The 23,859-nt window shown below is 70.1% G+C and carries 26 protein-coding genes, 1 tRNA gene and 1 pseudogene; 17 read left to right on the top strand and 11 right to left on the bottom strand.

Features of this window, described 5'->3' with window-relative positions; all coding sequences use genetic code 11:
- Window positions 1–92: 92 nt before the first annotated feature.
- From ACZZY9_RS08990 to ACZZY9_RS08980, 3 genes are all read left to right on the top strand, one after another.
- Window positions 93–1,094: an AraC family transcriptional regulator gene (locus tag ACZZY9_RS08990; protein WP_463463835.1), complete on the top strand. Its 1,002-nt coding sequence runs from the start codon at window positions 93–95 to the stop codon at window positions 1,092–1,094.
- Window positions 1,095–1,277: 183 nt separating this feature from the next.
- Complete coding sequence (locus tag ACZZY9_RS08985) at window positions 1,278–1,613, top strand: histone-like nucleoid-structuring protein Lsr2 (protein WP_463463834.1); 336 nt, start codon at window positions 1,278–1,280, stop codon at window positions 1,611–1,613.
- Window positions 1,614–1,617: 4 nt separating this feature from the next.
- Window positions 1,618–2,115 carry a CarD family transcriptional regulator gene (locus tag ACZZY9_RS08980; protein ID WP_192061182.1) on the top strand — a complete coding sequence of 166 codons (498 nt, stop codon included), beginning with the start codon at window positions 1,618–1,620 and terminating at the stop codon, window positions 2,113–2,115.
- 111 nt (window positions 2,116–2,226) lie between these two features.
- Here ACZZY9_RS08980 and ACZZY9_RS08975 read toward each other — a convergent pair whose 3' ends face one another.
- The 3 genes and pseudogenes from ACZZY9_RS08975 to ACZZY9_RS08965 all read right to left on the bottom strand — a co-directional run bounded on the left by ACZZY9_RS08975 (window position 2,227) and on the right by ACZZY9_RS08965 (window position 4,026).
- Entirely contained in the window at window positions 2,227–2,592 is a 366-nt protein-coding gene (locus ACZZY9_RS08975; protein ID WP_463463833.1) for a substrate-binding domain-containing protein, read from the bottom strand.
- Between the two features lie 596 nt (window positions 2,593–3,188).
- A pseudogene (locus tag ACZZY9_RS08970) lies at window positions 3,189–3,293 on the bottom strand (hypothetical protein); the annotation flags it as partial.
- 37 nt (window positions 3,294–3,330) lie between these two features.
- Window positions 3,331–4,026 (bottom strand): hypothetical protein, encoded by a 696-nt coding sequence (locus ACZZY9_RS08965; RefSeq protein ID WP_463463832.1) that lies wholly within the window; start codon window positions 4,024–4,026, stop codon window positions 3,331–3,333.
- Window positions 4,027–4,172: 146 nt separating this feature from the next.
- On the opposite strand from ACZZY9_RS08965, the gene nucS reads away from it, so the two are divergent.
- The 4 genes from nucS to ACZZY9_RS08945 all read left to right on the top strand — a co-directional run bounded on the left by nucS (window position 4,173) and on the right by ACZZY9_RS08945 (window position 7,307).
- Window positions 4,173–4,868 (top strand): endonuclease NucS, encoded by a 696-nt coding sequence (gene nucS, locus ACZZY9_RS08960; RefSeq protein WP_463463831.1) that lies wholly within the window; start codon window positions 4,173–4,175, stop codon window positions 4,866–4,868.
- Window positions 4,869–4,975: 107 nt separating this feature from the next.
- Complete coding sequence (locus tag ACZZY9_RS08955; protein WP_463463830.1) at window positions 4,976–5,215, top strand: hypothetical protein; 240 nt, start codon at window positions 4,976–4,978, stop codon at window positions 5,213–5,215.
- 80 nt (window positions 5,216–5,295) lie between these two features.
- Window positions 5,296–5,973 carry an HAD hydrolase-like protein gene (locus ACZZY9_RS08950; RefSeq protein ID WP_463463829.1) on the top strand — a complete coding sequence of 226 codons (678 nt, stop codon included), beginning with the start codon at window positions 5,296–5,298 and terminating at the stop codon, window positions 5,971–5,973.
- Window positions 5,970–7,307 (top strand): MFS transporter, encoded by a 1,338-nt coding sequence (locus tag ACZZY9_RS08945; RefSeq protein ID WP_463463828.1) that lies wholly within the window; start codon window positions 5,970–5,972, stop codon window positions 7,305–7,307. Before ACZZY9_RS08950 ends, ACZZY9_RS08945 begins: the two co-directional genes overlap by 4 nt.
- On the opposite strand, the gene ACZZY9_RS08940 is transcribed toward ACZZY9_RS08945, so the two are convergent.
- Window positions 7,273–8,163, bottom strand: a complete 891-nt coding sequence (locus ACZZY9_RS08940; protein ID WP_463463827.1) for an SDR family oxidoreductase — start codon at window positions 8,161–8,163, stop codon at window positions 7,273–7,275. The two genes, ACZZY9_RS08945 and ACZZY9_RS08940, sit on opposite strands and share 35 nt — an antisense overlap.
- Window positions 8,164–8,374: 211 nt before the next feature.
- On the opposite strand from ACZZY9_RS08940, the gene ACZZY9_RS08935 reads away from it, so the two are divergent.
- The gene (locus tag ACZZY9_RS08935; RefSeq protein WP_192061189.1) at window positions 8,375–9,289 is read left to right on the top strand and encodes a cation diffusion facilitator family transporter; all 915 of its coding nucleotides are present in this window, start codon (window positions 8,375–8,377) and stop codon (window positions 9,287–9,289) included.
- A gap of 66 nt (window positions 9,290–9,355) precedes the next feature.
- Here the strand turns inward: ACZZY9_RS08935 and ACZZY9_RS08930 are convergent, their stop codons facing one another.
- Window positions 9,356–9,874 (bottom strand): universal stress protein, encoded by a 519-nt coding sequence (locus ACZZY9_RS08930; protein ID WP_463463826.1) that lies wholly within the window; start codon window positions 9,872–9,874, stop codon window positions 9,356–9,358.
- Between the two features lie 115 nt (window positions 9,875–9,989).
- On the opposite strand from ACZZY9_RS08930, the gene ACZZY9_RS08925 reads away from it, so the two are divergent.
- Window positions 9,990–10,673 carry an SOS response-associated peptidase gene (locus ACZZY9_RS08925; RefSeq protein ID WP_463463825.1) on the top strand — a complete coding sequence of 228 codons (684 nt, stop codon included), beginning with the start codon at window positions 9,990–9,992 and terminating at the stop codon, window positions 10,671–10,673.
- 206 nt (window positions 10,674–10,879) lie between these two features.
- Here ACZZY9_RS08925 and ACZZY9_RS08920 read toward each other — a convergent pair.
- Window positions 10,880–10,963 (bottom strand) — tRNA-Leu (locus tag ACZZY9_RS08920).
- Window positions 10,964–11,070: 107 nt separating this feature from the next.
- On the opposite strand from ACZZY9_RS08920, the gene ACZZY9_RS08915 reads away from it, so the two are divergent.
- From ACZZY9_RS08915 to pknB, 7 genes are all read left to right on the top strand, one after another.
- Window positions 11,071–11,787 carry a DUF3662 and FHA domain-containing protein gene (locus ACZZY9_RS08915; RefSeq protein ID WP_320477650.1) on the top strand — a complete coding sequence of 239 codons (717 nt, stop codon included), beginning with the start codon at window positions 11,071–11,073 and terminating at the stop codon, window positions 11,785–11,787.
- Window positions 11,784–12,308: an FHA domain-containing protein FhaB/FipA gene (locus tag ACZZY9_RS08910; RefSeq protein ID WP_463463824.1), complete on the top strand. Its 525-nt coding sequence runs from the start codon at window positions 11,784–11,786 to the stop codon at window positions 12,306–12,308. Before ACZZY9_RS08915 ends, ACZZY9_RS08910 begins: the two co-directional genes overlap by 4 nt.
- A 7-nt stretch (window positions 12,309–12,315) precedes the next feature.
- A complete protein-coding gene (locus ACZZY9_RS08905) occupies window positions 12,316–13,560 on the top strand; it encodes a PP2C family protein-serine/threonine phosphatase (protein ID WP_463463823.1) in 1,245 nt (414 codons plus the stop codon).
- Window positions 13,544–15,007, top strand: coding sequence for an FtsW/RodA/SpoVE family cell cycle protein (locus ACZZY9_RS08900; protein ID WP_463463822.1), 1,464 nt, complete (start codon window positions 13,544–13,546; stop codon window positions 15,005–15,007). Before ACZZY9_RS08905 ends, ACZZY9_RS08900 begins: the two co-directional genes overlap by 17 nt.
- Complete coding sequence (locus ACZZY9_RS08895; RefSeq protein ID WP_463463821.1) at window positions 15,007–16,482, top strand: peptidoglycan D,D-transpeptidase FtsI family protein; 1,476 nt, start codon at window positions 15,007–15,009, stop codon at window positions 16,480–16,482. The genes ACZZY9_RS08900 and ACZZY9_RS08895 overlap by 1 nt, the downstream gene beginning before the upstream one ends.
- Complete coding sequence (locus tag ACZZY9_RS08890; protein WP_463463820.1) at window positions 16,479–18,284, top strand: protein kinase domain-containing protein; 1,806 nt, start codon at window positions 16,479–16,481, stop codon at window positions 18,282–18,284. Before ACZZY9_RS08895 ends, ACZZY9_RS08890 begins: the two co-directional genes overlap by 4 nt.
- A 168-nt stretch (window positions 18,285–18,452) precedes the next feature.
- A complete protein-coding gene (pknB, locus tag ACZZY9_RS08885) occupies window positions 18,453–20,147 on the top strand; it encodes a Stk1 family PASTA domain-containing Ser/Thr kinase (protein ID WP_463463819.1) in 1,695 nt (564 codons plus the stop codon).
- Window positions 20,148–20,339: 192 nt separating this feature from the next.
- On the opposite strand, the gene ACZZY9_RS08880 is transcribed toward pknB, so the two are convergent.
- From ACZZY9_RS08880 to ACZZY9_RS08870, 3 genes are read right to left on the bottom strand one after another with little or no spacing between them, the layout of a single operon-like run.
- Window positions 20,340–20,978, bottom strand: a complete 639-nt coding sequence (locus ACZZY9_RS08880) for an anthranilate synthase component II (RefSeq protein ID WP_192061199.1) — start codon at window positions 20,976–20,978, stop codon at window positions 20,340–20,342.
- On the bottom strand, window positions 20,975–21,136 hold the full coding sequence (locus ACZZY9_RS08875) for a hypothetical protein (RefSeq protein WP_463463818.1): 162 nt from the start codon (window positions 21,134–21,136) through the stop codon (window positions 20,975–20,977). Before ACZZY9_RS08875 ends, ACZZY9_RS08880 begins: the two co-directional genes overlap by 4 nt.
- Window positions 21,137–21,138: 2 nt before the next feature.
- Entirely contained in the window at window positions 21,139–21,912 is a 774-nt protein-coding gene (locus ACZZY9_RS08870) for a class E sortase (protein ID WP_463463817.1), read from the bottom strand.
- 107 nt (window positions 21,913–22,019) lie between these two features.
- Between ACZZY9_RS08870 and ACZZY9_RS08865 the strand changes: the two genes are divergently transcribed.
- Entirely contained in the window at window positions 22,020–22,268 is a 249-nt protein-coding gene (locus tag ACZZY9_RS08865) for a cell division protein CrgA (RefSeq protein WP_192061201.1), read from the top strand.
- Window positions 22,269–22,439: 171 nt separating this feature from the next.
- Here ACZZY9_RS08865 and ACZZY9_RS08860 read toward each other — a convergent pair whose 3' ends face one another.
- Both ACZZY9_RS08860 and ACZZY9_RS08855 read right to left on the bottom strand, forming a co-directional pair.
- Entirely contained in the window at window positions 22,440–23,297 is an 858-nt protein-coding gene (locus ACZZY9_RS08860) for a rhomboid family intramembrane serine protease (RefSeq protein WP_463463816.1), read from the bottom strand.
- Window positions 23,298–23,837 (bottom strand): peptidylprolyl isomerase, encoded by a 540-nt coding sequence (locus tag ACZZY9_RS08855; RefSeq protein WP_463463815.1) that lies wholly within the window; start codon window positions 23,835–23,837, stop codon window positions 23,298–23,300. It lies immediately after the preceding gene.
- Window positions 23,838–23,859: the final 22 nt, after the last annotated feature.

Below are 23,859 nucleotides of genomic sequence, written 5' to 3'. Positions count from 1 at the left end.
CGTGACGATGACGCCTCCAGCCTCGTCCTGATACATGCAGCCGCACGCCCCACCAGCGCGCGCTGCCGAAGGCTCAGGACCAGGAGACACCCATGACCAGCACGTACACGCCCCACGACGCCTCCGCCGCCGAGCCCTCTCCGCCGACGGGCGGCTTCGATCGATTCCAGATGTCGGGAGAGGATCTCGAGGAGGCGCGGGCCGGTCTCGAGACCAGTCTCGAAGGTCGCGAATTCCGCGCCCGACGTGCGGAGATGCCCTTCTCGTACCGATTCGCGTCGGCGGGCGACTCGCGTCTCAGCCTGCAGAGCGGGACGTTCCTCGCGCACATCCAAGGGGTCATCCCCTGGTCGAAGGACTACATCGTGTCGTGGTTCCGTTCGGGCGCGGTCACCATCGACCACCCGGGCGGCCAGCTCAGCAGCGACGGTTCGCGGCCCTTCCTGACGCCGAGCGAGACGTCGTACTCGTTCACGATGACGCCGCACCGGCACGGCATCGTGCACTTCGGGGCGTCGTTCCTCGAAGACGTCGCGACCGAGCGACACGGCGGTCCGCCGCAGCGCATCGTCTTCGACTACGCCGCCGTCCCCGACGCGCCGGCCCTCTCCGCCTGGCAGGCCGCGCTCGGCGCCGCGACGCCTCTGATCGTCGCGCCCGCGACACCCCCTCTCGCCCGGCACTCGGCGCAGGCGTCGCTGGCCCGGGCCCTGCTCGACCTCTTCCCGTGGCAGGCCGTCGACGTCCCCGAGGCGCTCCGCACCGAGCACACCCGGAAGCTCCGCCAGGCCGCCGAGTACGTTCACGCCTTCGCCGACCAGCCGATCACCGCGGGCGACATCGCGGCGGCGGCCGGAGTGCACACCCGCACATTGCAGCAGCTGATGAGCCAGCACCTCGGATCGAGCCCCACGACCTACCTCCGCCACGTGCGCCTCGACCGGGCGCGTCAGGACCTCCTCGCGGCAGACCCCGGCTCCGACTTCGTGGCCGGCATCGCGCGCCGTTGGGGCTTCGGCAATCTGGGGCGTTTCTCCGCGGCCTACGCGGCGCGCTTCGGCGAGTACCCGCGAGACACGCTCAGCCGCTGGTGACGTCGAGAATCGCTTTCCTCACCCTCGCATGAATGCGTGCGCATAAACGATTAGGAGGTGCGTCAGCGGCCTGCGGAGCGGGATAGGGATGTCATACGGAGAACCATGAATTACACTTGACCCTTAGCACGCCGTCGCGCGTTTATCCGCGACGCTTTTTCATTGTTTTTTCAGGAGACTCCGTTGGCCCAGAAAACACTCATCCAGCTCGTCGACGACCTCGACGGCACCCCCATCGCCGACGGCGAGGGCAAGACCGTCTCGTTGTCGCTCGACGGCGTCTCGTACGAGATCGACCTGAGCGACGCGCACGTCGACGAGCTCACCGAGGCTCTGGCCCCCTTCGTCGGAGCGGCGCGCAAGACCGGGCGAAAGACCCCGGCCCGCACCGGCCCGACCAAGTCGAACTCCGACGATCTGCAGAAGATCCGCGAATGGGCGAAGGCGAACGGGCACGACGTGTCCGACCGCGGCCGCATCGCCGCCACCGTCCGCGACGCTTACGACGCTGCGCACTAGAACGGTGACTACGACATACGAAGTCGGCACGACGCTGGTCTACCCGCACCACGGCGCCGTCACGATCACCGACCTGACCACCAAGAACATCAAGGGCTCGCCCACCGAGTACATGTCGCTGCGCGTGCACACGAGCGAGCTGGTCATCCAGATCCCCACCGGCAACGCCACCGACATCGGTGTGCGCGAGGTCATCGACCAGGCCGGTGTCGAGCGCGTCTACGACGTGCTCCGCACCTCCGAGGTCGAAGAGGCCGGCAACTGGTCGCGTCGCTACAAGAGCAACCAGGAGAAGATGACGAGCGGTGACGTCTACAAGGTCGCCGAGGTCGTCCGCGACGTCTGGCGTCGCGATCAAGACAAGGGCATCTCCGCCGGCGAGAAGAGCATGCTCGGTCGCGCTCGGCAGATCCTCGTCTCCGAGCTGGCTCTGGCGCTGAACACGACCTCCGAAGAGGCCGACAAGGCCCTCGAGGGCGTGCTCGCCACCCCCGCCGGCTGACACGCCGCGTCCTGCGAAGAGGGGCGTCGCACCGCTGATCCCAGCGGCGCGGCGCCCCTCTCCTCATCCCCGGGCATCCCGAGGCGGAACCTGCAGGAGGCGCGGCGCCGGTCAGCGACGCGGCGGCGCCGTGGTCGACCCGCGATGGAACACGCTCGTGAACGTCGTCGACTCGGCGGGTGCGCCGGCCAGCAGGTCGAGCAGCGCCCGGCCCGCCGCACGCCCCTTCTCGACCGCGGGCTGCCGCATCGTCGTCAGGTCGGCTGCGCGGGGATCGTCCAACCTGATGCCGTCGAAGCCGACGACGCTGAGGTCGCGCGGCACCTCGAGTCCGAGCTCGGACGCCGCGGCGATGACCCCCGACGCGAGCAGATCGCTCTGGGCGACGATCGCCGTGGGGCGCTGGTCGGGGGCGACGTCGAGCAGCGCCCGACCGGCCCGGTGCCCCTCCGACGTCCAGCTGCCCGCCGTGACCACGCCGCGGGCCCGGGGAAGACCTCGCGGACCCCCTGGAGGCGCTGCAGCGCGGTGTGCGTCGTCCCCGTCGCGATGCGCTCGTCGGTGATCGGCCCGAGGATGCGCGTGGGGCCGAGCTGGAGCGCGACCACGGCGACGTCGCGGTGACCGAGGTCGTGCAGGTGCCGGGCGAGGGCGCGAGACGCGTCGACGTTGTCGAGACCGATGTCGAGCACCCCCTCCATCGCCCGCGCCTCGATCGACACGACGGGGATGCCCCGACGACGCACGACGGCCACCGACTCGTCGAGCCGCAGACTGCAGCCGAAGAGCACCACGGCGTCGACGGGCGCGTCGATCAGTCGCGACTGCTCCGGTCCGGTCTCGGTCAGCAGCAGCAGCGAGTTGTCGGCCGGGCCCGTGACGTCGGCGAGCCCGTCGAGCATGGCCACGTTGACCGGGTCGCGGAACGCGTCGCTGAGACTCGACTCGATCACGGCGCCGACGATCCCCGAGCGGCCGCGGCGGAGCGACCTCGCGCGCGGATCGGGTCCGCCGTAGCCGAGGTCGGCGGCGACGGCCAGCACGCGGTCGCGGGTGGCCGGCGAGACGGGCCCGGCGCCGCTGAAGGCCAAGGAGGCGGTGGAGGCGGACACACCGGCCGCCTGCGCCACGGCGGCGAGCGTCGGCCTGACGGCGGCGGCCTTCTCTGCCCGGGTCATGGTGGTGCAGCCTAGCGAAGCCGCCGGAGAGAGCCCCCTACGGCTTGTCGGGCGCGAACGCGATGGAGAAGTCGGCCATCAGACCGGGGATCGCGCGCCATTCGCCGTAGTGCACGGCCGTCTCGATCTCGTCGACGATGCGGGCGCGGAGATCGTCGGAGAGAGCGGGGGCGGCGCCGTGGACGCGCAGCGCCTGCTCGGTCGCGAGCACCGAGAGCGGGCGGACGACCTCGCGATCGAGTCGAGCGGCCTCGTCGTCGTCGAAGAGGCCGAGCAGGGGGTCGGCGAGCTCGATGAGGCGGGCGATGTCGAGGGGCGTCTCGAGCCCGTGCCGGTCTCCGAGGGTCGCGGCGGGCCGCGGCTCGGGGAGATCCTCGGTCCGAGCACCTCGAGCCAGGGCGAGCTCGATGGCCCCGCCGAGGCGGCGCAGCAGGGTCGTCGTGCAGTACGCGGGCAGTCCGACGACCGCATCGCGTCCGAACGGGGGCCGCAGCAGGACGCCGATCCGGCAGAGCACGTCGACCGACCGGCGCACCTCCGCGAGCGTGACGCCGAGCTCGTCGGCCACGGCCGCCTCGTCGAGCACGTCGCCCGGGGTGTGACGACCCGTCGCGAGGTCCACCAGGAACACGTCTCCGACGAGGTCGACCACGGGCCGGGGGTCGCTCGCCTGCGAGTCGCTCGGGTGCGGCGCGGTCGGGTGCGAGGCGGTCGGGGGCAGCGTGGTCGACATGGTGTTCCTCCGGGGTCTGAAGCGGATGGTCGTGCACCGATCGTGTCGGTGTCATGAACATATGTCGCATTTCACACTCTGTCAACACCGGATCGCGGTCGGGTCGACGAAGCCCCCTCCGCCCGACCACCGCCTAAGATCGTCGGGTGCGTCTCGTCATAGCCCGTTGCTCAGTCGACTACGCCGGGCGACTCTCAGCCCATCTGCCGTTGGCCACCCGCCTTCTCATGATCAAGAGCGACGGCAGCCTCCTCGTCCACTCCGACGGCGGCAGCTACAAGCCGCTCAACTGGATGAGCCCGCCCTGCTCGATCAGCATCCTCGAGGCCGACGCCGACCAGCGGGAGGCGGGGGTCGTCGAGCTCTGGAAGGTCACGCAGGCGAAGACCGCCGACATCCTCGTGGTCTCGATCCACGAGATCATCCACGACTCGAGCCACGAGATGGGCTTCGACCCGGGCCTGACGAAAGACGGCGTCGAGGCCGATCTGCAGAAGCTCCTGGCCGAGCAGATCGAGCTGCTCGGCGAGGGTCACACCCTCGTGCGCCGCGAGTACATGACGGCGATCGGCCCGGTCGACATCCTCGCCCGCGATGCCTCCGGAGGCGCGGTGGCGGTCGAGCTGAAACGTCGCGGGGACATCGACGGCGTCGAGCAGCTGACCCGCTACCTCGAGCTGATGAACCGCGATCCGCACCTGGCGCCCGTCACGGGCGTCTTCGCGGCGCAGGAGATCAAGCCGCAGGCACGCACCCTGGCGCACGACCGCGGCATCCGCACGCTGCTGCTCGACTACGACGCCATGCGCGGACTGGACGACTCGCACTCGCGGCTGTTCTAGCGCGACGGCGGACGATGTCCGCCGACCCCCTTGCGGAACCGGAATATGAGGGTAACATTTCTTATGACCCGCCCTCTTCTCCGACCCGCGACCTCCTGGAGGCTCCCGTGACCTCGCCCATCTTCGACCAGATCCTCTCGCAGCGAGAGGCGACTCCCCTGTTCGAGTCCATCTCCGGCTCCTTCCCGAGCGTCCCGCGAGACGACATCGACACCCTCCCCTCGATCTCGCGCCGGCGCACGGTAGCCGAGCGCCCCGCACGTCGACCGGTCTCGTCCGATCGCGTCCGACCGGTCGCCCCGCTGACCGTCCCGACGACCACCTGGCCCCTCGGCCCGGTCGCCTGAGCACCGCCGGCCGAGACACGGGGCACGGCGGCCGACCGCACCGCCGCCCGGTGTCGGCGGCGATGCCTAAGCTGAGGGTGATGACTCTCCCCTACACCGCCGTGCTCTTCGACCTCGACGGCACCATCGCGGACTCCGCTCCGGCGATCACCGCCAGCCTCGCCTACACGATCGAGGCCATGGGGCTGCCGGTGCCCCCGTCGACCGAGCTGATCGCCTGGGTCGGCCCGCCCCTCCCGCAGAGCTTCGAGGTCCGTCTCGGTCTCACCGGCGACCGTCTGGTCGAGGCCATGCGCATCTACCGGGCGCACTACCTCGAGACCGGGGCGCTCACCAGCCCCATCTACCCCGGGGTCGCCGATCTCCTGGCCGCCGTGCACGCCGCCGGCATCCCCACCTCGACGGCGACCTCCAAGCCCGAGACCCCGGCGACGCGCATCCTCGAGGTCAACGACCTGGTCCGCTACCTCGACATCATCACCGGCGCCTCCGACGACGAGGTGCGCAACACCAAGGCCGACGTCGTCGCCGAGGCGCTCCGCCGGCTCGAGGCCCGCGGCGTCGACCTGTCCCGTCCGGTCCTGATCGGCGACCGGCATCACGACGTCGAAGGCGCCGCCGTCCACGGCGTGCCGACGATCATCGCCGGCTGGGGCTACGGCGACGAGCACGAGCACGTCGGGTCCGTCGCGGTGGCGGCCGACGTCGACGAGCTCGCGGCCCTGCTCGGCGTCACCCTCCTGCGCGGCGCGGCGTGAGCACCCGCGCGGGGGCCGCCGTGCGGTCGCCCGCCACCTGGCTGCTGACCCTCGCGATCGTCCTGATCGCGATCAACCTCCGCGGGCCGATCGTGGCCACGGCACCCGTGCTCGACCAGATGATCGGCGACCTGGGGCTCTCCGCGGTCGTGGCCGGCCTGCTGACCAGCATCCCGGTGCTCTGCTTCGCCGTCGCGAGCCCGGCGGCCTCGGCCCTGATCGGCCGGGTGAGCCCCGAGCTGGCGGTCACCCTCGGTCTCGCCGGCGTGCTCGCCGGCACGATCATCCGCACCCTCGGCAGCTCCTTCTGGCTCTACGCCGGCACGATCGTCATCGGCATCGCGATCACCATCGGCAACGTGGTGCTGCCGGTGGTCATCAAGCGCGACTTCTCACCCGAGCGGGGCGGCTTCGTCACGGGCGTCTACACGTCGGCGCTCAACGTCGGGTCGATGATCACCTCGCTCGGCACCGCCCCGATCGCGTCCGTCGTCGGGTGGCCGGTGGCGCTGCTCACCTGGGGTCTCCTCGCGGTGCTCGCGGGGGTCGTGTGGTCGATCGCCGTGGGGCCCCGGGTGGCGCTGCGGGGCGTGCGCGAGCGGTCGGCGACGGGCGCGGGCGACGCGACCCGCGCCTCCTCGGCTCGCGACGGATCCGACACGACGCCCGGGGCCGAGCCCGGCGCGTCCGACGTGCTGACCGGCGGCGTCCCGGTCATCGACGAGCGGTCCGCCGCCGCCGACGCCGCGCGCCGTGCCGAGGCCGACCGTCCGCCGCTGCTGCGCCGCTGGACGACCTGGGGGCTCACCCTCGCGTTCGCGGGCCAGGCCTTCGGCTACTACGGGCTGACGGCCTGGATGCCGACGCTGCTGCGCGACGAGATCGGTCTTACTCGCGAGGCCGCGGGCGCCAGCTCGTCGGTCTTCCAGATCCTGGCCGTGGTGGGTGCGCTCGGGGTGCCGGTGCTGGCCCTCAAGCTGCGCCCCGCGATCGTCATCGCCCTGATCAGCCTCTTCTGGACGGTCATGCCCCTCGGGCTGCTCTTCGCCCCCGAGCGCTGGCTGCTCTGGTCCATCTTCGGCGGCGCGGCCCAGGGCGGCGGCATCACGATCATCTTCATCGTCATCGTGCGGATGGCGAGCACCGACACCGACGCGAGGCGCCTCTCGGCGCTCGTGCAGGGCGGCGGCTACGCGATCGCGGCACTCGGTCCGCTGGCGATCGGCGGGCTGCACGACGCCTCGGGCGACTGGCAGGTGCCGATGCTCGGCGTCTTCGCCGCGACGCTCGTGCTCGGCGTCAGCGGCGTGCTGTCGTCCCGGCGGATCCGCTGACCAGCTGCTCGAGGGTCAGAGGGTCGCGCCCGGTCAGATCGCGCACGGCGGTCGAGACGCGCGACACCTCGCCCGAGGCGATCGACGTGTAGGTGCTGACCCAGGCGTCGGCCATGTAGGGCTCGGGGTTCCAGGCCGCGCGCGACGCGTAGGCCTCGTCGAGGGTCTCGTCGACGAACGAGTGGCCTCGTCCGGTCGCGGTGGTCAGTCGGGCGGCGAGCTCGGCGAGGCTCAGCGCCTCGGGGCCCGTCAGGTCGTAGGCGGCGCCCCGGTGGGCCGACGGGTCGCGCAGCACGGCGACCGCGGCGTCGGCCACGTCGGCGCGGGCGACGGCGGCGACCCGCCCCTCCCCCGCCGGTCCGCGGATCACCCCGTCGGCGTCGGCGAAGTCGATCAGCGCGTCGAGGTAGAACGAGTCGCGCAAGAAGGTGGTGGCGACACCCGAGGCGAGCAGGTGCTGCTCGGTGGCGGCGTGGTCGCGCGCCAGCGTGAAGACCGCGTCGGCCGCCGCGCCCTGGAACGACGTGTAGACGACGTGACGCACCCCGGCCTCGACGGCGGCGTCGACGAACGCGCGGTGCTGGTCGAGTCGGTCGACGGCCTCGGCGGCCGACACCATGAAGAGCGTCTCGACGCCCTCGAGCGCCGTGCGGGCCGCGGCGCGGTCGGCGTACGAGGCGACGGCGACCTCGACGTGCTCGCCGAGGCTCGGCGCGCGCGAGGCGTCGCGCACGACGAGGCGCAGCGGCACGCCGTCGGCGGCGAGCGCGGCGGCGACCCGCCCGCCGAGGGCTCCGGTGGCGCCGGTCACGGCGACGAGGCGGGGGGAATCCGAGGAGGTGCGGGTCGTGTCCATGACTCAGCCAACCGCGGTCGCGCCCTCCCTGTTCCGCGACCCGCGCCTCCTGGGCTCGATCGCCGTGCTGACGCGGATCGAGAGTCGTTATCGACTGGGTCCGAGACCTGTCGGGTGTCGGCGGCCCGGGCTATCGTCGGGGTGAGCGATCACCGACGACCCGCGACCGGGCCGTGGGCTCGAGCCGCCCGAACACCCGAGAGAGCACAGCATGGCGCACGACCACCAGCACGGTCACATGGCGGCCGACGGGCGACGGCTGCGACTGGCGATCCTCGTCATCGCGCTCGGTCTGGTGGCGCAGCTGATCGGCGCGCTCCTCTCCGGGTCGCTCGCCCTGCTGGCCGACTCGGGGCACATGTTCTCCGACCTCGCCGGCCTCGTCGTGGCGTTGGCGGCCACCATCGTCGCGGCCCGACCCGCGAGCGGTCGGCAGACGTACGGCTACCGGCGGGCCGAGGTCTTCGCCGCCGCGATCAACGGCCTGGTGCTGATCGCCGTGTCGATCTCGGTGGCCGTCGCGGCCGTCGGGCGACTGCTGACCCCGTCGGATCACGAGGTGCTCGGTCTGCCGATGCTCGTCGTCGGCGTGATCGGCGGGGCGACCAACGTCGTCGCGCTGCTCGTGCTGCGGGGCGGGGCGACGCACTCGATCAACATGCGGGGCGCCTACCTCGAGGTGCTCGGCGACCTGCTCGGCTCGGTCGCCGTCGTCGCGGCGTCGATCGTCGTGCTGACGACGGGCTTCGTGCAGGCCGACTCGGTGGGGTCGCTGATCATCGCGGCGATGATCGTGCCGCGCGCGTGGTCGCTGCTCCGCGAGGCGTTCCGGGTGCTCTTCGGTTCGGCGCCCGGCGACATCGATCTCGACGACATCCGCAGCCACATCACCGAGACGCCCGGCGTCGTGTCGGCGCACGACGTGCACGCCTGGCAGATCACCAGCGGCGCGACGGTCTTCTCGGCGCACGTCGTCGTCGACCGCGAGGTCTTCTGCGACATGCGGGTCGACGAGACCCTCGACTCGCTCGACCGCTGCCTGGCCGCGCACTTCGAGGTCGAGCACGCGACCTTCCAGCTCGAACCGGCCGATCACGCCGACCACGAGCGCGCGACGCACGCGTAGTCGACCGCGTCAGCGCCCCGCGCGGCGATCCCCCGCCGCGACCCCCGTGGTGCCGGGGGTCGCGGGTCAGAGGTCGTGCTCCCACGGCAGCCGGTCGGTGCGCGCCACCGGGGCCAACGGCACGACGACGACGGGCAGATGCTGTCGGTGGCTCAGATGCAGCGCGACCGAGCCGGCGAAGAACTCGCGGACGCTCCCCCGCAGACCCGCCTCGCGGCTGCCGACGACGATCATCGGAGCGCCGATGCGCTCGGCGAACCGGCCGAGGCAGTGCGCGGGTTCGCCGGTGAGGGCACGGGTCTCGAGCACGACGCCCCGGGCCTCCGCGATCGGCCGGAGCCGCGCCTCCTGGTCGTCGTCGAAGGCCGGCGGGCCGTCCGACTCGTCGGGGTCGAGGGGGTACGAGAGCACCGTCCCGTCGATGCCCTCGGTGAAGGCCACGCGATCCGGTTCGACGATCACGCAGACGAGGCCCGTGCCGAAGCGGGCGGCGAACTCGACCGCCCGGGTGACCACCGCCTCCCCGCTGCCGGGAAGCACGCCCGCCACGACGTAGCCGTGCAGGTCCGAGTCTTCTGTCGCCATGGTCACCCTCGTCTCGTCGAGGCCTCGCGGGGCCGATGCTGCGGCGGCGTGACACCGTCCGCTCGGCCCCAGTGAAGCACTACCGGTGGACGCTGCGGAAGGGGAGACTGGGCGCATGTGCGGCCGTTACGTCATCGCCCGAGCCACGTCCGATCTGCTGCCGAGCCTGCTCGACGGTCTGGGGCCGCTGCCCGACGACTTCAACGTCGCGCCGACGACCCGCGTGCCCGTGGTCCGCGAGCGGCAGGGTCGACGCGAACTGCCGCTGATCCGCTGGGGCATGGTGCCCTCGTGGTACCCCGATCTGAAGCGGCGACCGCAGCCGATCAACGCCCGCATCGAGACGGTGGCGACGAGCGGGATGTTCCGTCGACCGTTCGCGCAGGCCCGGTGCATCGTGCCCGCGCTCGGCTACTACGAGTGGGTGGTCACCGCGACGGGCAAGCAGCCGCACTTCATCCATCAGCCCGAATCGGGGCTCGCGATGGCCGCGGTCGCCAGTGCGTGGCCCGACCCGGCCAGAGGTGACGACGACCCCGACAAGTGGCTGCTCTCGATGTCGATCATCACCCGCGACGCCCATGTGGCCCCCGGCGAGGTGCACGACCGGATGCCGGCCTGCCTGACCCCCGACTCGTACGACGACTGGCTCGGCGACCACCTCGACACGACCGAGCTGCTCGAGCTCCTCGACCGCGACTCGCACGAGATCGCGCACGATCTGGTGCACCACGAGGTCTCGCGAGAGGCGAACAGCGTCCGCAACAACGGTCCGCACCTGATCACCCCCCTCCCCTAGGAGGCGCGGCGCAAGAGAAAAGGCCCTCCCGTAAGGGAGAGCCATTCTGTTCGTGCGCCGCAGAGGCGGCGGCGCACCATCGGCACAGAGAACAAATGGCCCTCCCCGTAGGGGAGAGCCATTTCGTTCGTGCGCCGCAGCAGCGGCGGCGCACCATCGGCACAGAGAACAAATGGCCCTCCCGTAGGGGAGAGCCATTTCGTTCGTGCGCGAGGGGGGACTTGAACCCCCACGCCCTTTCGAGCACTGGCACCTGAAGCCAGCGCGTCTGCCAATTCCGCCACTCGCGCGAACTCGAAAACACTAGCATGAAGACGGCCTGCTGCTTCGCACTCGTGAGAACATGCCACCCGTTCCGGCTAAGATCGGGCGACCTGAGACCCGACCCTGGAGAGACATGGGACTGCTCGACAACTTCGAACGCGGGCTGGAGCGTGCCGTCAACGGCGCTTTCGCCAAGACGTTCCGTTCGGGCGTGCAACCTCTCGAGTTGACGAACGCGCTGCGGCGCGAGCTCGACACGAAGGCCGCCGTGGTCTCGCGCGACCGCATCCTGGTGCCCAACGAGCTGCTCGTCCGGCTCGCCCCGGTGGACTACGAGAAGATGGCCGCGATCGGCTCCAGCCTCATCGACGAGCTGACCCAGTTGACCCAGCGTCACGCGACGGCCCAGGGGTACCACTTCGCCGGTCCGCTGAGCATCCGCCTCCGTGAAGACGAGTCGCTCAGCATCGGCATCATGGCGGTCGACTCGCGGAACGTCCGGGGCGAGGAGGTCTCGTGGCGGCCTGTGGTCGACATCGACGGGCAGCGGCACGTCCTCCGTGGTCAGCGCACGGTGATCGGGCGCGGGTCCGACGCCGACATCACGATTCAAGACACCGGCACGTCGCGTCGGCACGTCGAGATCCTGTGGGACGGCGATCGGGCCCAGGCCCGCGATCTCGGCTCCACGAACGGCTCGAAACTCAACGGCGAACCCCTGTCGAAGGCCCCGTTGCCCCCCGATTCGACGATCCAGATCGGTCGTACGCGTATCGTGTTCCGCGTGCTCCCCCTCTCAGCGACGCCCGACCCCTCTCCTGGGCCCGACGTCTCGGGGGGTCGACGATGACGAGTGAACTCACCCTCCTCGCCCTGCGGTTCGGCTTCCTGGCCGTGCTGTGGCTGTTCGTGTTCGCGATCGTCTTCGCGCTCCGGTCCGATCTCTTCGGCCAGCGGGCGCGCAGACTGCCCGCCGACCAGCAGCCGGGCCAGATGGCCGCAGCCCCCGCCGCGCCTCCTGCCCCCGCCGCGCCTCGCGCCTCGGCTCCGTCCGCCCCCGCCGCGTCCGACGGAGACTCCGCCGCCCGCCGCCTGGTCATCACGAAGGGCGCGAAGGCCGGGCTCGAGATGCCCCTGGTCGACGGCCCCCTGACGATCGGTCGCTCGCAAGAGAGCAACCTCGTCATCCGCGACGACTACACGTCGACGCATCATGCGCGTCTCATGCTCTGGAACGGGCGCTGGGTCATCCAAGACCTGGATTCCACGAACGGCACGTTCCTCGCGGGCGAGCGTGTCACGGTCCCGACCCCGGTGCCCGTCGGTTCCACGGTGACGATCGGCCAGACGAGCTTCGAGCTGCGACGGTAAGCGCCCGATGACGCCTCCCAAGAGCGCGGCTCTGTCCAATGTGGGCAAGATCCGCTCGAACAACCAAGACAGCGGCTATGCCGGCGGTCGTCTGTTCGTGGTCGCCGACGGGATGGGCGGGCATGCGGGTGGCGACGTCGCCTCCGCCATCGCCATCCGTCGGATCCGCGAGACCGACAAGCAGTACAGCTCGCCCGGCGACGCCGAGTTCGCTCTGCAGTCGTCGCTGATCGCGGCGAACCAGCTGCTCGCCGAGACGGTGTTCGAGCATCAGGAGCTCACGGGCATGGGCACGACCGTCAGCGCGATGCTGCGGGTCGGCGACAGCATGGCGATCGCGCACATCGGCGACTCGCGCATCTACCTGTGGCGCGAGGGCGAGCTCAGTCAGATCACGGCCGATCACACCTTCGTGCAGCGACTGGTCGACAGCGGTCGCATCACGGCCGAAGAGGCCGCGGTGCACCCTCGTCGCAGCGTGCTGATGCGCGTGCTCGGCGACGTCGACGCGGCTCCCGAGATCGACACGGCCATCCTCGGCACGCAGCCCGACGACCGCTGGCTGATCTGCTCCGACGGTCTCAGCAGCTATCTCGCCGAAGACCGCATCAAGAAGGCCCTCGCGGCCGGGCTCGACCCCGAGCAGACCGCCCGTCGTCTCGTGAAGGAGACGCTCGACCACGGCGCCCCCGACAACGTGACCGTCGTGATCGTCGACGTCGACGAGTCGGGCGACTCGTCCGTCGAGCCGCCGGTCACGGTCGGCTCCGCCGCCGTCCCGCTCACCTTCGAGGGCGAGACGGGTCGCAAGTCGCTCCGGCTGCCCACGATCCTGCTGCACCCGCTCAAGGTGGCGACCACCCCCGAAGACAGCCACTTCGAGCCCGAGTCCGACGAGTACCTCGCCGAGCTCATCGCCGAAGACAAGCGCCGTCGCCGTCGCCGCCGCATCACGTGGCTGGCCGCGCTGGTGGTCGCGATCGGCGCACTCGTCGCCGGTCTCGTGCTCACCTACCAGTGGACTCAAGACCACTACTACGTGGGTCAGCAAGACGGAACCGTCGTGATCTACCGGGGTGTGCAGCAGACCCTCGGGCCGATCGCGTTGTCGAGCGTGGTCGAAGAGACCGATCTCGACGTGTCCGATCTGCCGAACTACACGCAGCGGACCGTCGAGGACACGATCAACGCCGGTTCGCTGGGCGACGCCCGCGCCATCGTCGAGAGGTTGACCGATGCCAGCACCCGGTGACGACACGTCGACCGAGCTGATCGGTCGTCCCGCAGGAGGCGCGCGAGGGTCCGCCAAGACCCCCCGCCCCGCACCCGCCGAGCCCACCAGTCTGACGCAGGCCATCACCATCCGTCTGCGGCAGCCGGCCCGGCTCCGCAACCTCGAGCTGCTGATGCTGCTCATCGCGTGCGGCATCTGCGCGGGCGCCGTGGTGCTCGTGCAGCTCGGCGCCACCGACGCCATCGATCCCAGCGTGCTGATCGCCGGCTCCGCCGTGCTCGGTCTCGGTCTGATCTTCCATGTCGTGCTGCGTGTGGTCGCCCGCGAGGCCGACCCGTTCATCCTGCCGATCGGGCTAGCCCTGAACGGCATCGGCATCGCGATGATCTACCGCATCGACCTGGCCTACGGCCGTTCGGGCTGGGAGGCCTTCGGCATCAAGCAGATCGCCTGGACGGCGATGGCCATGGTGATCGCCCTCATCGCGCTGATCGTGGTCCGCAACTACCGCATCCTGTCGCGGTACCGCTACATCGCCATGTTCGTCTCGATCGTGCTGCTGCTGCTGCCGCTCATCCCGGGTCTCGGCCGAGAGGGTCTGAACGCGCGCGTCTGGATCGACATCGGGCCGTTCTCGTTCCAGCCGGGCGAGATCGCGAAGATCACGCTGGCGATCTTCTTCGCCGGCTACCTGGTGACCGCGCGCGACAACCTCTCGCTGATGGGCCCGAAGATCCTCGGCATGCGGTTCCCCCGACCGCGCGACCTGGGGCCGATCCTCATCGTCTGGCTCGTCGCCATGGGCGTGCTGATCTTCCAGCGCGACCTCGGAACATCCCTGCTCTACTTCGGGCTGTTCCTCGTCATGATCTACGTCGGCACCGGTCGTGCGAGCTGGATCGTGCTGGGTCTGACGCTGTTCCTCGGGGGCGCGATCGTCGCCTCCACGTTCCTGGGCTACGTGCAGGGACGCTTCGCCGCCTGGCTGAACCCCTTCGACCCGGCGGAGTACAGCGCCGACGGCGGATCGTTCCAGCTGGTCTCCGGTCTGTTCGGCTTCGCGAACGGCGGGCTGATCGGCACGGGGCTCGGTCAGGGTCGACCGCAGACGACGCCGCTCGCCGAGAGCGACTACATCTTCGCGTCGCTCGGCGAAGAGCTCGGTCTCGCCGGCATCTTCGCGATCCTCGCCCTCTACCTGCTGCTCGTCTCGCGCGGGTTCCGCATCGGCTTCGTCGGTCAGGACGACTTCGGCCGGATGCTCGGCGTGGGTCTGGCCTTCGTCATCGCCCTGCAGGTCTTCGTGGTCATGGGCGGCGTGACCCGCGTCATCCCCCTGACCGGTCTGACGGCGCCCTTCATGGCCGCCGGCGGATCCTCCCTCGTGGCGAACTGGATCATCGTGGCCCTGCTGCTGCGTCTGTCCGACTCGGTGCGCAATCAACCCAGGCTGGTGATCGGCTGATGAACAAAGAACTGAGACGAGTGAGTCTCGTCGTCCTCGCGATGTTCGTCGCGCTGTTCGTGTCGAGCACGTACATCACGACGTTCCAGGCCGACGCCCTCCGGGCCGACCCGCGCAACTCGCGCTCCCTGCTCGCGAGCTACTCGGCCCAGCGCGGTCCGATCCTCGTCGGCGGCGAGCCCGTCGCGCAGTCCGACCCCGTCGACGACGTCTACGAGTACCAGCGCTCGTACCCGCAGCCCGAGCTCTACGCGCCCGTCACCGGCTACTACACGCTCGGTCAGGGGTCGCGGGGCATCGAGGACGCGATGAACCAGTACCTCACCGGCAACGCGAACTCGCAGTTCTTCGAGCAGATGAACTCGCTGCTGACCGGCCAGTCGCCCGAGGGCGCCACGGTGAACCTCACGCTCGACCCGGCCGTGCAGCAGGCGGCCTTCGACGCGCTGGGCTCCAACAACGGCTCGATCGTCGCCGTCGAGCCCTCCACCGGCAAGATCCTCGCCATGGTGTCGAAGCAGAGCTACGACCCCAACCCCCTCGCGAGTCACGACAGCGCCGCCGTCAAGGCCGCGTACGACTCGCTCGTCGCCGACCCGGCCGACCCGCTGCAGAACAAGGCCATCGAGGGGAACCTGTACGTGCCGGGGTCGACCTTCAAGCTCATCACCGTGGCGGCGGCGCTCGAGAGCGGCGACTACACGCCCGAGAGCACGTTCCCGAACCCGTCCACGCTGACCCTGCCCGGCACGTCGACCAACATCAACAACGCCGAGGGCGGCAGCTGCGGCGGCGGCGACGAGGCGACCATCGCGACCGCCCTCCGCCTGTCGTGCAACATCCCCATGGCCCAGCTCGGTCGCGCGCTCGGCGCCGACGCGTTGAAGGAGCAGGCGCAGGCGTTCGGCTTCGACGACGACTCGATCGAGATCCCCCAGTCGGTCACGCCCAGCCAGTTCCCGATCGAAGACGCCGACGGCGCCGAGATCAGCGACGCGTCCCTCATGCTGCAGTCGTTCGGACAGGGCAACGACCGCGTCACGCCGCTGCAGATGGCGATGGTGTCGGCTGCGATCGCCAACGGCGGGACGCAGATGGATCCGACCCTGATCGACAGCGTCCTGAACCCCGATCTCAGCCCGGTGGAGGATTTCTCGCCCACCGAGTACGGCGATCCGATCAGCTCCGACACGGCGTCGACGATGACCGACATGATGGTGGACGACGTCGCCGACGGCGCGGCCAGCAATGCAAGAATTAGCGGTGTCGATGTGGCCGGCAAGACGGGCACGGCGGAGAACGGCCCAGGCGAGCCGTACACGCTGTGGTTCACCGGCTTCGCCCCGGCAGCCGACCCCGAGGTCGCCGTCGCGGTCGTCGTCGAGAACGGCGGCGGGCAGGGACAATCCGCGTTCGGAAACAGTGTCGCGTCACCAATCGCGAAGAAAGTCATTGAGGCGGTGCTGAACAAATGAGACCTTCGGGCGGAATCACCTTCGGTGGGCGTTACCAGCTGTCGACCCGCGTCGCCATCGGCGGCATGGGCGAGGTCTGGGAGGCCACGGACCTCGTGATCGGGCGCACCGTCGCCATCAAGATCCTGAAAGACGAGTACCTCGGCGACCCCGGGTTCCTCGAGCGCTTCCGGGCGGAGGCCCGCCACGCGGCCCTCGTGAACCACGAGGGCATCGCCAACGTCTTCGACTACGGCGAAGAGGAGGGCAGCGCCTACCTGGTGATGGAGCTGGTGCCCGGCGAGGCCATGTCCACCGTGCTCGAGCGCGACCGCGTGCTGCCGACCGACAAGGTGCTCGACATCGTCGCCCAGACGGCGTCGGCTCTGCAGGCCGCCCACGCCGCGGGCCTCGTGCACCGCGACATCAAGCCCGGCAACCTCCTCGTCACACCCGACGGTCGGGTCAAGATCACCGACTTCGGCATCGCCCGCATCGCCGACCAGGTCCCGCTGACCGCGACCGGTCAGGTCATGGGCACGGTCCAGTACCTCTCGCCCGAGCAGGCCAGCGGCCACCCGGCCTCCCCCAGCACCGACATCTACTCGCTCGGCATCGTCGCCTACGAGGCCCTCGCCGGTCGACGTCCGTTCACCGGCGAGTCGCAGGTCGCCATCGCGATGGCGCAGATCAACGAGCAGCCACCGGACCTCCCGGCCACCGTCTCCGAGCCCGTCCGCCGACTCGTCATGTCGTGCATCTCGAAGAAGCCGGGCGAGCGACCCGCGACGGCCTCGGCCCTCGCGCAGGCCGCCCGTGCCCTGCGTCGAGGCGACGTCGGCGCAGCGACCGTCGCCGTCCCGGCCATCGGCGCCGCGGCCCTCGCCGCCGACGACGCGACCCGCGCCTTCGCGACGCAGGACGCGACGACCCAGCTCTTCAACCCGAACGCCACGGGTGCGGGTGCAGCCGTCACCGGCGCCTACACGCCCGGGTCCGCAGACCCCGACGCCCTGCGCGACGACGACCTCGACGACGAGCCGAAGCGGCGGAGCCCCTGGTTCTGGCCCCTCATCGTGCTCGGGGTGCTCGTCCTGGCCGGTGCCGTCGCCGTGATCGCGTTCGCGCTCAGCTCGAACGAGCCCGCTCCCGCGCCGACCACGTCGTCGTCCTCACCGTCGACCGAGCCGAGTCCGACGCAGACCACGCCGAGCGAGACCCCGAGCCCCACACCCGACACGGTCAACGTCGTGCCCGGCGACTACGTCGGCATGAGCGAGAGCGACGCGCGTTCGGCACTCGGCGCCCTCGGCCTCGCGGTCGAGTCGGCTCCGAGCTCGGCGGCCCCCGCCAGCGCTCAGGACGTCGGCACCGTCGCGAGCCTGAACCCGAGCGGCAACGTCCGCAAGGGCAGCACCGTGACGATCCTGATCTACCAGGAGGCGCCCCAGCCGACCCAGCCCGGGTCGCCGACCGCGTCGCCCACCCAGATCACCGCCGACGGCACGGACGCCGCCACGATCACGTGGGAGCCCTACGCGGGCTGCCCGGCCGGCTACTCGCTGACCGGCTACTCGTACTCGATCACCGGAGGCACCGACACGGCGGGCCAGAGCGGGGGCGCGGTCGGCGCGAACGTCTCGTCGATCCAGGTCGTCACCACGACCGCCGGCAACGTGACCGTCGCCTACGTCGCGAACTGCGGCGACCTGGCGTCCGATCCGTCGCCGGGTGTGACGGTCAGCGCCACCGCTCCCGCACCGGAGCCGACCGCCGAGCCCACGACGGACCCGACCGAGCCCACCGTCGACCCGACGCCGTAGAGGCGTCTCGTGACCGCGGCCCCGGGTGCCGCGGTCACGAAGCCGTGACAATCATCCCCATGGCGGACCCCGACACCCGATCTGGGGCCAGACGGCCAAGTACACTTGCTCCGACCGTGCGTTCCGAGTTCACGGTCACGTGAGGGAGTGTACGGCGTGGTCGAAGGCGTGAGAGAGGGCATCGAACTCCTCGCCAACCGCTACCAGATCGGTGAGCGCATCGGTCGTGGCGGCATGGCAGACGTGCATGTCGGCACCGATGCCCGACTGGGTCGCCGCATCGCGATCAAGCTGATGAAGCCCGCTCTGGCCACCGACCCGGCCTTCCGCATGCGGTTCCGTCAAGAGGCCCAGGCGGCTGCGCGCATGGCCCATCCGACGATCGTCCGGGTCTTCGACGCGGGCGAAGAGACCGTGCGCTCGGCCAACGGCCACGAGGTGCAGGTCCCCTTCATCGTCATGGAGTACGTCGAGGGTCGTCTACTCAAGGACATCGCGGCCGAGGGCCCGATGGACCCCGCCGAGGCGGCGCGCATCACACAGGGCATCCTGACCGCTCTCGAGTACTCGCACCGGGCCGGGGTCGTGCATCGCGACATCAAACCCGGCAACGTGATGATCAACCACGCCGGCGAGGTCAAGGTCATGGACTTCGGCATCGCCCGGGCCATCTCCGACTCGTCGGCCACCGTCGCCCAGACGACCTCCATCCTGGGCACGGCCCAGTACTTCAGCCCCGAGCAGGCCAGAGGCGAGTCCGTCGACGCCCGGACGGACCTCTACTCCACCGGTGTCCTGCTCTTCGAGCTCCTCGCCGGTCGGCCCCCGTTCCGGGGCGAATCGCCGGTCGCGGTCGCCTACCAGCACGTCAGCGAGCCCCCGGTCCCGCCGAGCACCATCGTCCCGGGCGTCTCGCCGGCCCTCGACGCCGTCGTCCTGCATGCGCTGGCCAAAGACCGCTTCGAGAGGTTCCAGACCGCGGCCGAGTTCCGCTCCGACGTCGAAGCCGCCGCGGAGGGGCGTGCGCCGAGTCGTCGACAGCCCGCTTCCGCGGCCGGTTCGACGCTGTTCGGGGTCAATCCCGCCGCGGCCGCCGGCAGCGAGGCGGCGTTGAAGGAACTCGCCTCCGACGACAACAACCGGCCCCAGAGAACTCAGACCCGACCTCCGGTCGCCTGGATCTGGGCCGGCATCGTCCTGGTCGCGATCGTCATCGTCGCAGTCGTCTTCTGGGTGGTCAATCTGACGCCCCCGGTGGTCGACAACGCCCAATCCGCGCGGATCCCCGACCTCGTCGGGGTCAGCTACGAAGAGGGCTCCGCCGAGCTCGACGAACTGGGGCTCGAGGTCACCCGAGCAGAGATGCCCGACGACACGGTGTCCGAGGGTGACATCGTCTCGACGGATCCGACCCCGGGAATGTCCGTCCCCCTCGACACCACCGTCACGGTGACCGTCTCCACCGGCCCCCAGCTGTCCGCCGTGCCCGACATCGTCGGCTCGCAGGTGGACGAGGCCTGGGCGACACTCTCCGATCAGGGGTTCACCCAGGGCCAGCAGACCACGGACTACTCTCCCGACGTCCCCGAGAATGCGGTGATCTCGGCCGACCCGGCCACAGGTACCGATGTGCCCGCGGGCAGCACCGTCGACCTGGTCGTGTCGAACGGCCTCGTCAACGTCCCCGACGTGACGGGCGAGTCGACGGTCGAGGCGAACGCGCAACTCGCCGAGCAGCTGCGACTCCCCGTGACCCTCGAGTCCGACGTCAGCTGCACGGGCGGTGCCGTCGCCGGTCAGACCCTCGCGCCGGGCGACCAGCCTCAGGGGTCGCCCATCACGCTGCGGGTCTGCAGCGGCTGATCCGGCGCCCGGGCAGGCTGGCGGGGTGTGCCGAGTCACGCCCTCTCGTCTCGAACCGCGTTCGCGAAGATGAACCGCGATGTACCGCGGTTCATCTTCGCGAACGCAGTTCATCGGAGTGGCACACGCCGCCGCGCACAGCGTGACGCCGCCGAACTCAGCCCGACGCCGCCGCGCACAGCGCGCCCGCTCTCAGCTGAGGTCGAGCAGCGGTGACAGCCCTCGGGCCGTGACCTTCGCCTCGGGCAGCCCCGCCTCGCCGAGCCAGTTGCCGATCATCTGGTAGCCGCCCTCGGTCAAGACCGACTCGGGGTGGAACTGCACGCCGTACACGGGTGCACTCCGGTGCCGGAGGCCCATGATGATGCCGCCCGTCGTGCGTGACGTGACCTCGAGGGCCTCCGGCACGGTCTCGTCGACGACGGCGAGCGAGTGGTAGCGGGTCGCGGTGAACGGCTGCGGCACGCCGTCGTAGAAGGGGCTGTCGTCGTGCGTCACCGCCGAGGTCTTGCCATGCATGAGCTCCTCGGCGTGGGTCACCGTCGCACCCAGCGCCTCGGCGATCGCCTGGTGCCCGAGGCAGACTCCGAGCAGCGGCTTGTCGACCTGCAGGGCGGCGTTCACGACATCGATCGACACCCCGGCGGCGGCGGGCGTGCCCGGACCGGGCGAGAGCAGCACGGCGTCGTAGTCGCCGATGCGAGCGGCCGCGTCGCGACCCGAGAAGGAGTCGTTGCGGACGACCTCCGTCTCGGCGCCCAGCTGCTGCAGGTAGCCGTTGAGGGTGTACACGAAGCTGTCGTAGTTGTCGACGACCAGGATGCGCGTCATGGGTTCTCCACAGTGACGTCGGGGGCGGGCAGCAGCTCGTTCACGGCGGGGAACACCCACTCGACGAGTGCGAAGAGGACCGCTGCGAGCAGGACCAGCACTATCACCAGTCGCACCCACCACGGACCCGGAAGAATACGCCACAGGGCTGCGTACATGGTCAGCTCCCCACACCGGTGGCGGCGAGCTCGGCCGGAGGCCCGGCGGAGAGCGGCTGCCACGAATCGAAGACGCCGTAGGCGACGATGCGCTCCTGGGCGGTGAACATCGGGTTGCAGCTGGTCAGCGTGATGAGGCGCTCCCCCGAGGCGGACGAGACGTCCGGGGCGTCGGGCACCGGCTGCAGCACCGACACCTGGGTCGCCTGGACGTACTGCAGATTGCGGAAGCCGTAGGTGTACCAGCCGTCCTCGGTCTCGACGTACATCTTGTCGCCCGCACGGAGGTCGGCGATCGCATTGAACGGGGCGCCGTAGGTCGTCCGATGCGCGGCGATGCCGAAGTTGCCGACCTCTCCCGGCATCTGCGTCTGGTCGTAGTGCCCGATCCCGACCGTGTTGAGGGTCTTGACCGTGCTCGTGCCCCCGGCGATCGGCACGGCGTAGTCGTCGCCGAAGCGCGGCACGTAGAAGTTCGCGAACTCCTCGGCCTCGGTCGGCTGCTCGCCCACCGGCGGATCGCCGAACGAGCCGTCGGCGTCGGGCTCTCTCGCCGGCCCGGCCTCCTGCTCGAAGCGCTCACTGAGGCTCGACGCCTGATCTCGGTGCTCACCGGCGACGACGAGGTCGTTGAACCACTGCTGCCACCCGATGAAGAGCAGCACGAGCGCACCGGCCGTGATCAGCAGCTCACCGACGACACCCACGAAGGAGGTGCGGTGAGGGGGCCGACGCGACCGCGGCTTCCGACCGGGTCGGCGCAGGTCGTCGGTCATGGCTCGATTCTAGGTGCAGGCCCTCGGGGGCCGGCCGTCTCGGAGACGGCTGTGGACGGATCGACCTCCCCCGCGCCTCCTGAAGGCCCCACGGTATGATGTCGGCCATGGCCAAAGACACGAACCGCACCTCGAAGCCCATCGATCCGCGCGAGACGCGCACGGCCGCAGACGCCCCGAACCCGGTGTGGTTCAAGCCCGTCATGTTCGGCTTCATGCTGATCGGGCTCGCCTGGATCGTCGTCTTCTACGTCAGCCAGAGCACGCTGCCCGTACCGTCCATCGGCTCGTGGAACATCCTCGTCGGCTTCGGCATCATGTTCATCGGGTTCCTGATGACGACCCGCTGGCGCTAGAACACACCTTCGGACTTACACGGATGTAACTATCCCCAGTGTTAATAAACCTGTGGATAACTTTCTGTGGACAACGGTGTGAAAAGTCCCGGCCCGGCCACGAACGACAGAAGAGGCGGCTCCTGAACGGAGCCGCCTCTTCTGTCGTCCGGGTGTTCGAACCCCGCCGGGTCAGATGATGCCGTAGGCCTGTGCGAGTTCGTACGAGCGCCAGAACACGATCGCGAGCACGACGACCCCGATCCCGGCGATAGCGGCGGTCTGCACCGCGCGCTTCGACCGGTGACGGGTCTTCGAGAACACGAACGCGACCGCGGCACCGGCCACGAGGCCGCCGACGTGCGCCTGCCACGAGACGTTCGGCAGGACGATGCCGATCACCAGGTTGATGCCGACGAGCACCAGCAGCTGCACCCCGTTCGAGCCGCCCAGACTGCGGGCGATCACGAAGAAGGCCGCCATGAGGCCGAAGATGGCCCCGGAGGCGCCGATCACGCTCGACAACGGAGCGATCAGCGAGACCGCTGCCGCGCCTCCTACCCCGCTGATGAAGTACAACGCCAGGTAGCGACCTCGGCCCAGCGTCCGCTCGAGCTGCCCGCCGAAGATGAACAGCGCGTACATGTTGAACAGCAGGTGCAGCAGGCCGGCGTGCGCGAACAACGACGTGACGAGTCGCCACGGCTGAGTGATCTCGAACGGCGCCGAGAACGACAGCTGGTTCGTCAGAGCGGAGCCGAAGACGAACTGCAGCACGTACACGAGCACGCTGACGCCGATCAGCGAATAGGTCGCCACGGGCGCACCGCCGGCCGACGCGCTCCGCATGCGGGTCACGACGGCGGGCTGGACCCGCGGGGCGTTGCTGCGCGCCTCACGGACGCACTCCGGGCAGTGCACACCGACGGCCGCCGGTGTCTGGCACTGCCCGCAGATGGTCCGACCGCAGCGCTGGCAGAGCACGAAGCTCTGCCGATCGGGGTGCCGGTAGCAGAAGTTACCCGCATCCGACGGAGAGGGTCGCGTCACTTAGACCTCGTCGATGGTGACGCTCTGGATGACGACGTCCTCGAGGGGCTTGTCGCGAGCGTCGGTCTTGACCGCCTCGATGGCGTCGACGACCTTCTTGGACTCGTCGTCGGCGACCTCGCCGAAGATGGTGTGCTTGCCCTGCAGCCAGGGGGTCGCGACGGTCGTGATGAAGAACTGCGAACCGTTCGTGCCCTTGCCGCCCTGGGTGCCGGCGTTGGCCATGGCGAGGACGTACGGCTTGCTGAAGTCGAGCTCGGGGTTGATCTCGTCGTCGAACTGGTAGCCGGGGCCGCCGATGCCCTGGCCGAGCGGGTCGCCGCCCTGGAGCATGAAGTCCTTGATGATGCGGTGGAAGACGACACCGTCGTAGAGCTTGTCGGTGCTGACCTTGCCGGTGCCCGGGTGCTTCCACTCGATGGTGCCGGTGGCGAGGCCGGTGAAGTTGGCGACGGTCTTGGGGGCGTGGTTGCCGAACAGGTTGACCTTGATCGTGCCGAGCGAGGTCGTCACGGTGGCAACAGAAGTGTGCTTTGACATGGGACTCATTCTTTCACAGGGG

The organism is Frigoribacterium sp. AC394 (genome assembly GCF_979258095.1).
The sequence above is the reverse complement of the archived record's forward strand: the minus strand, read 5'-3'. Positions and strand labels throughout refer to the sequence as shown.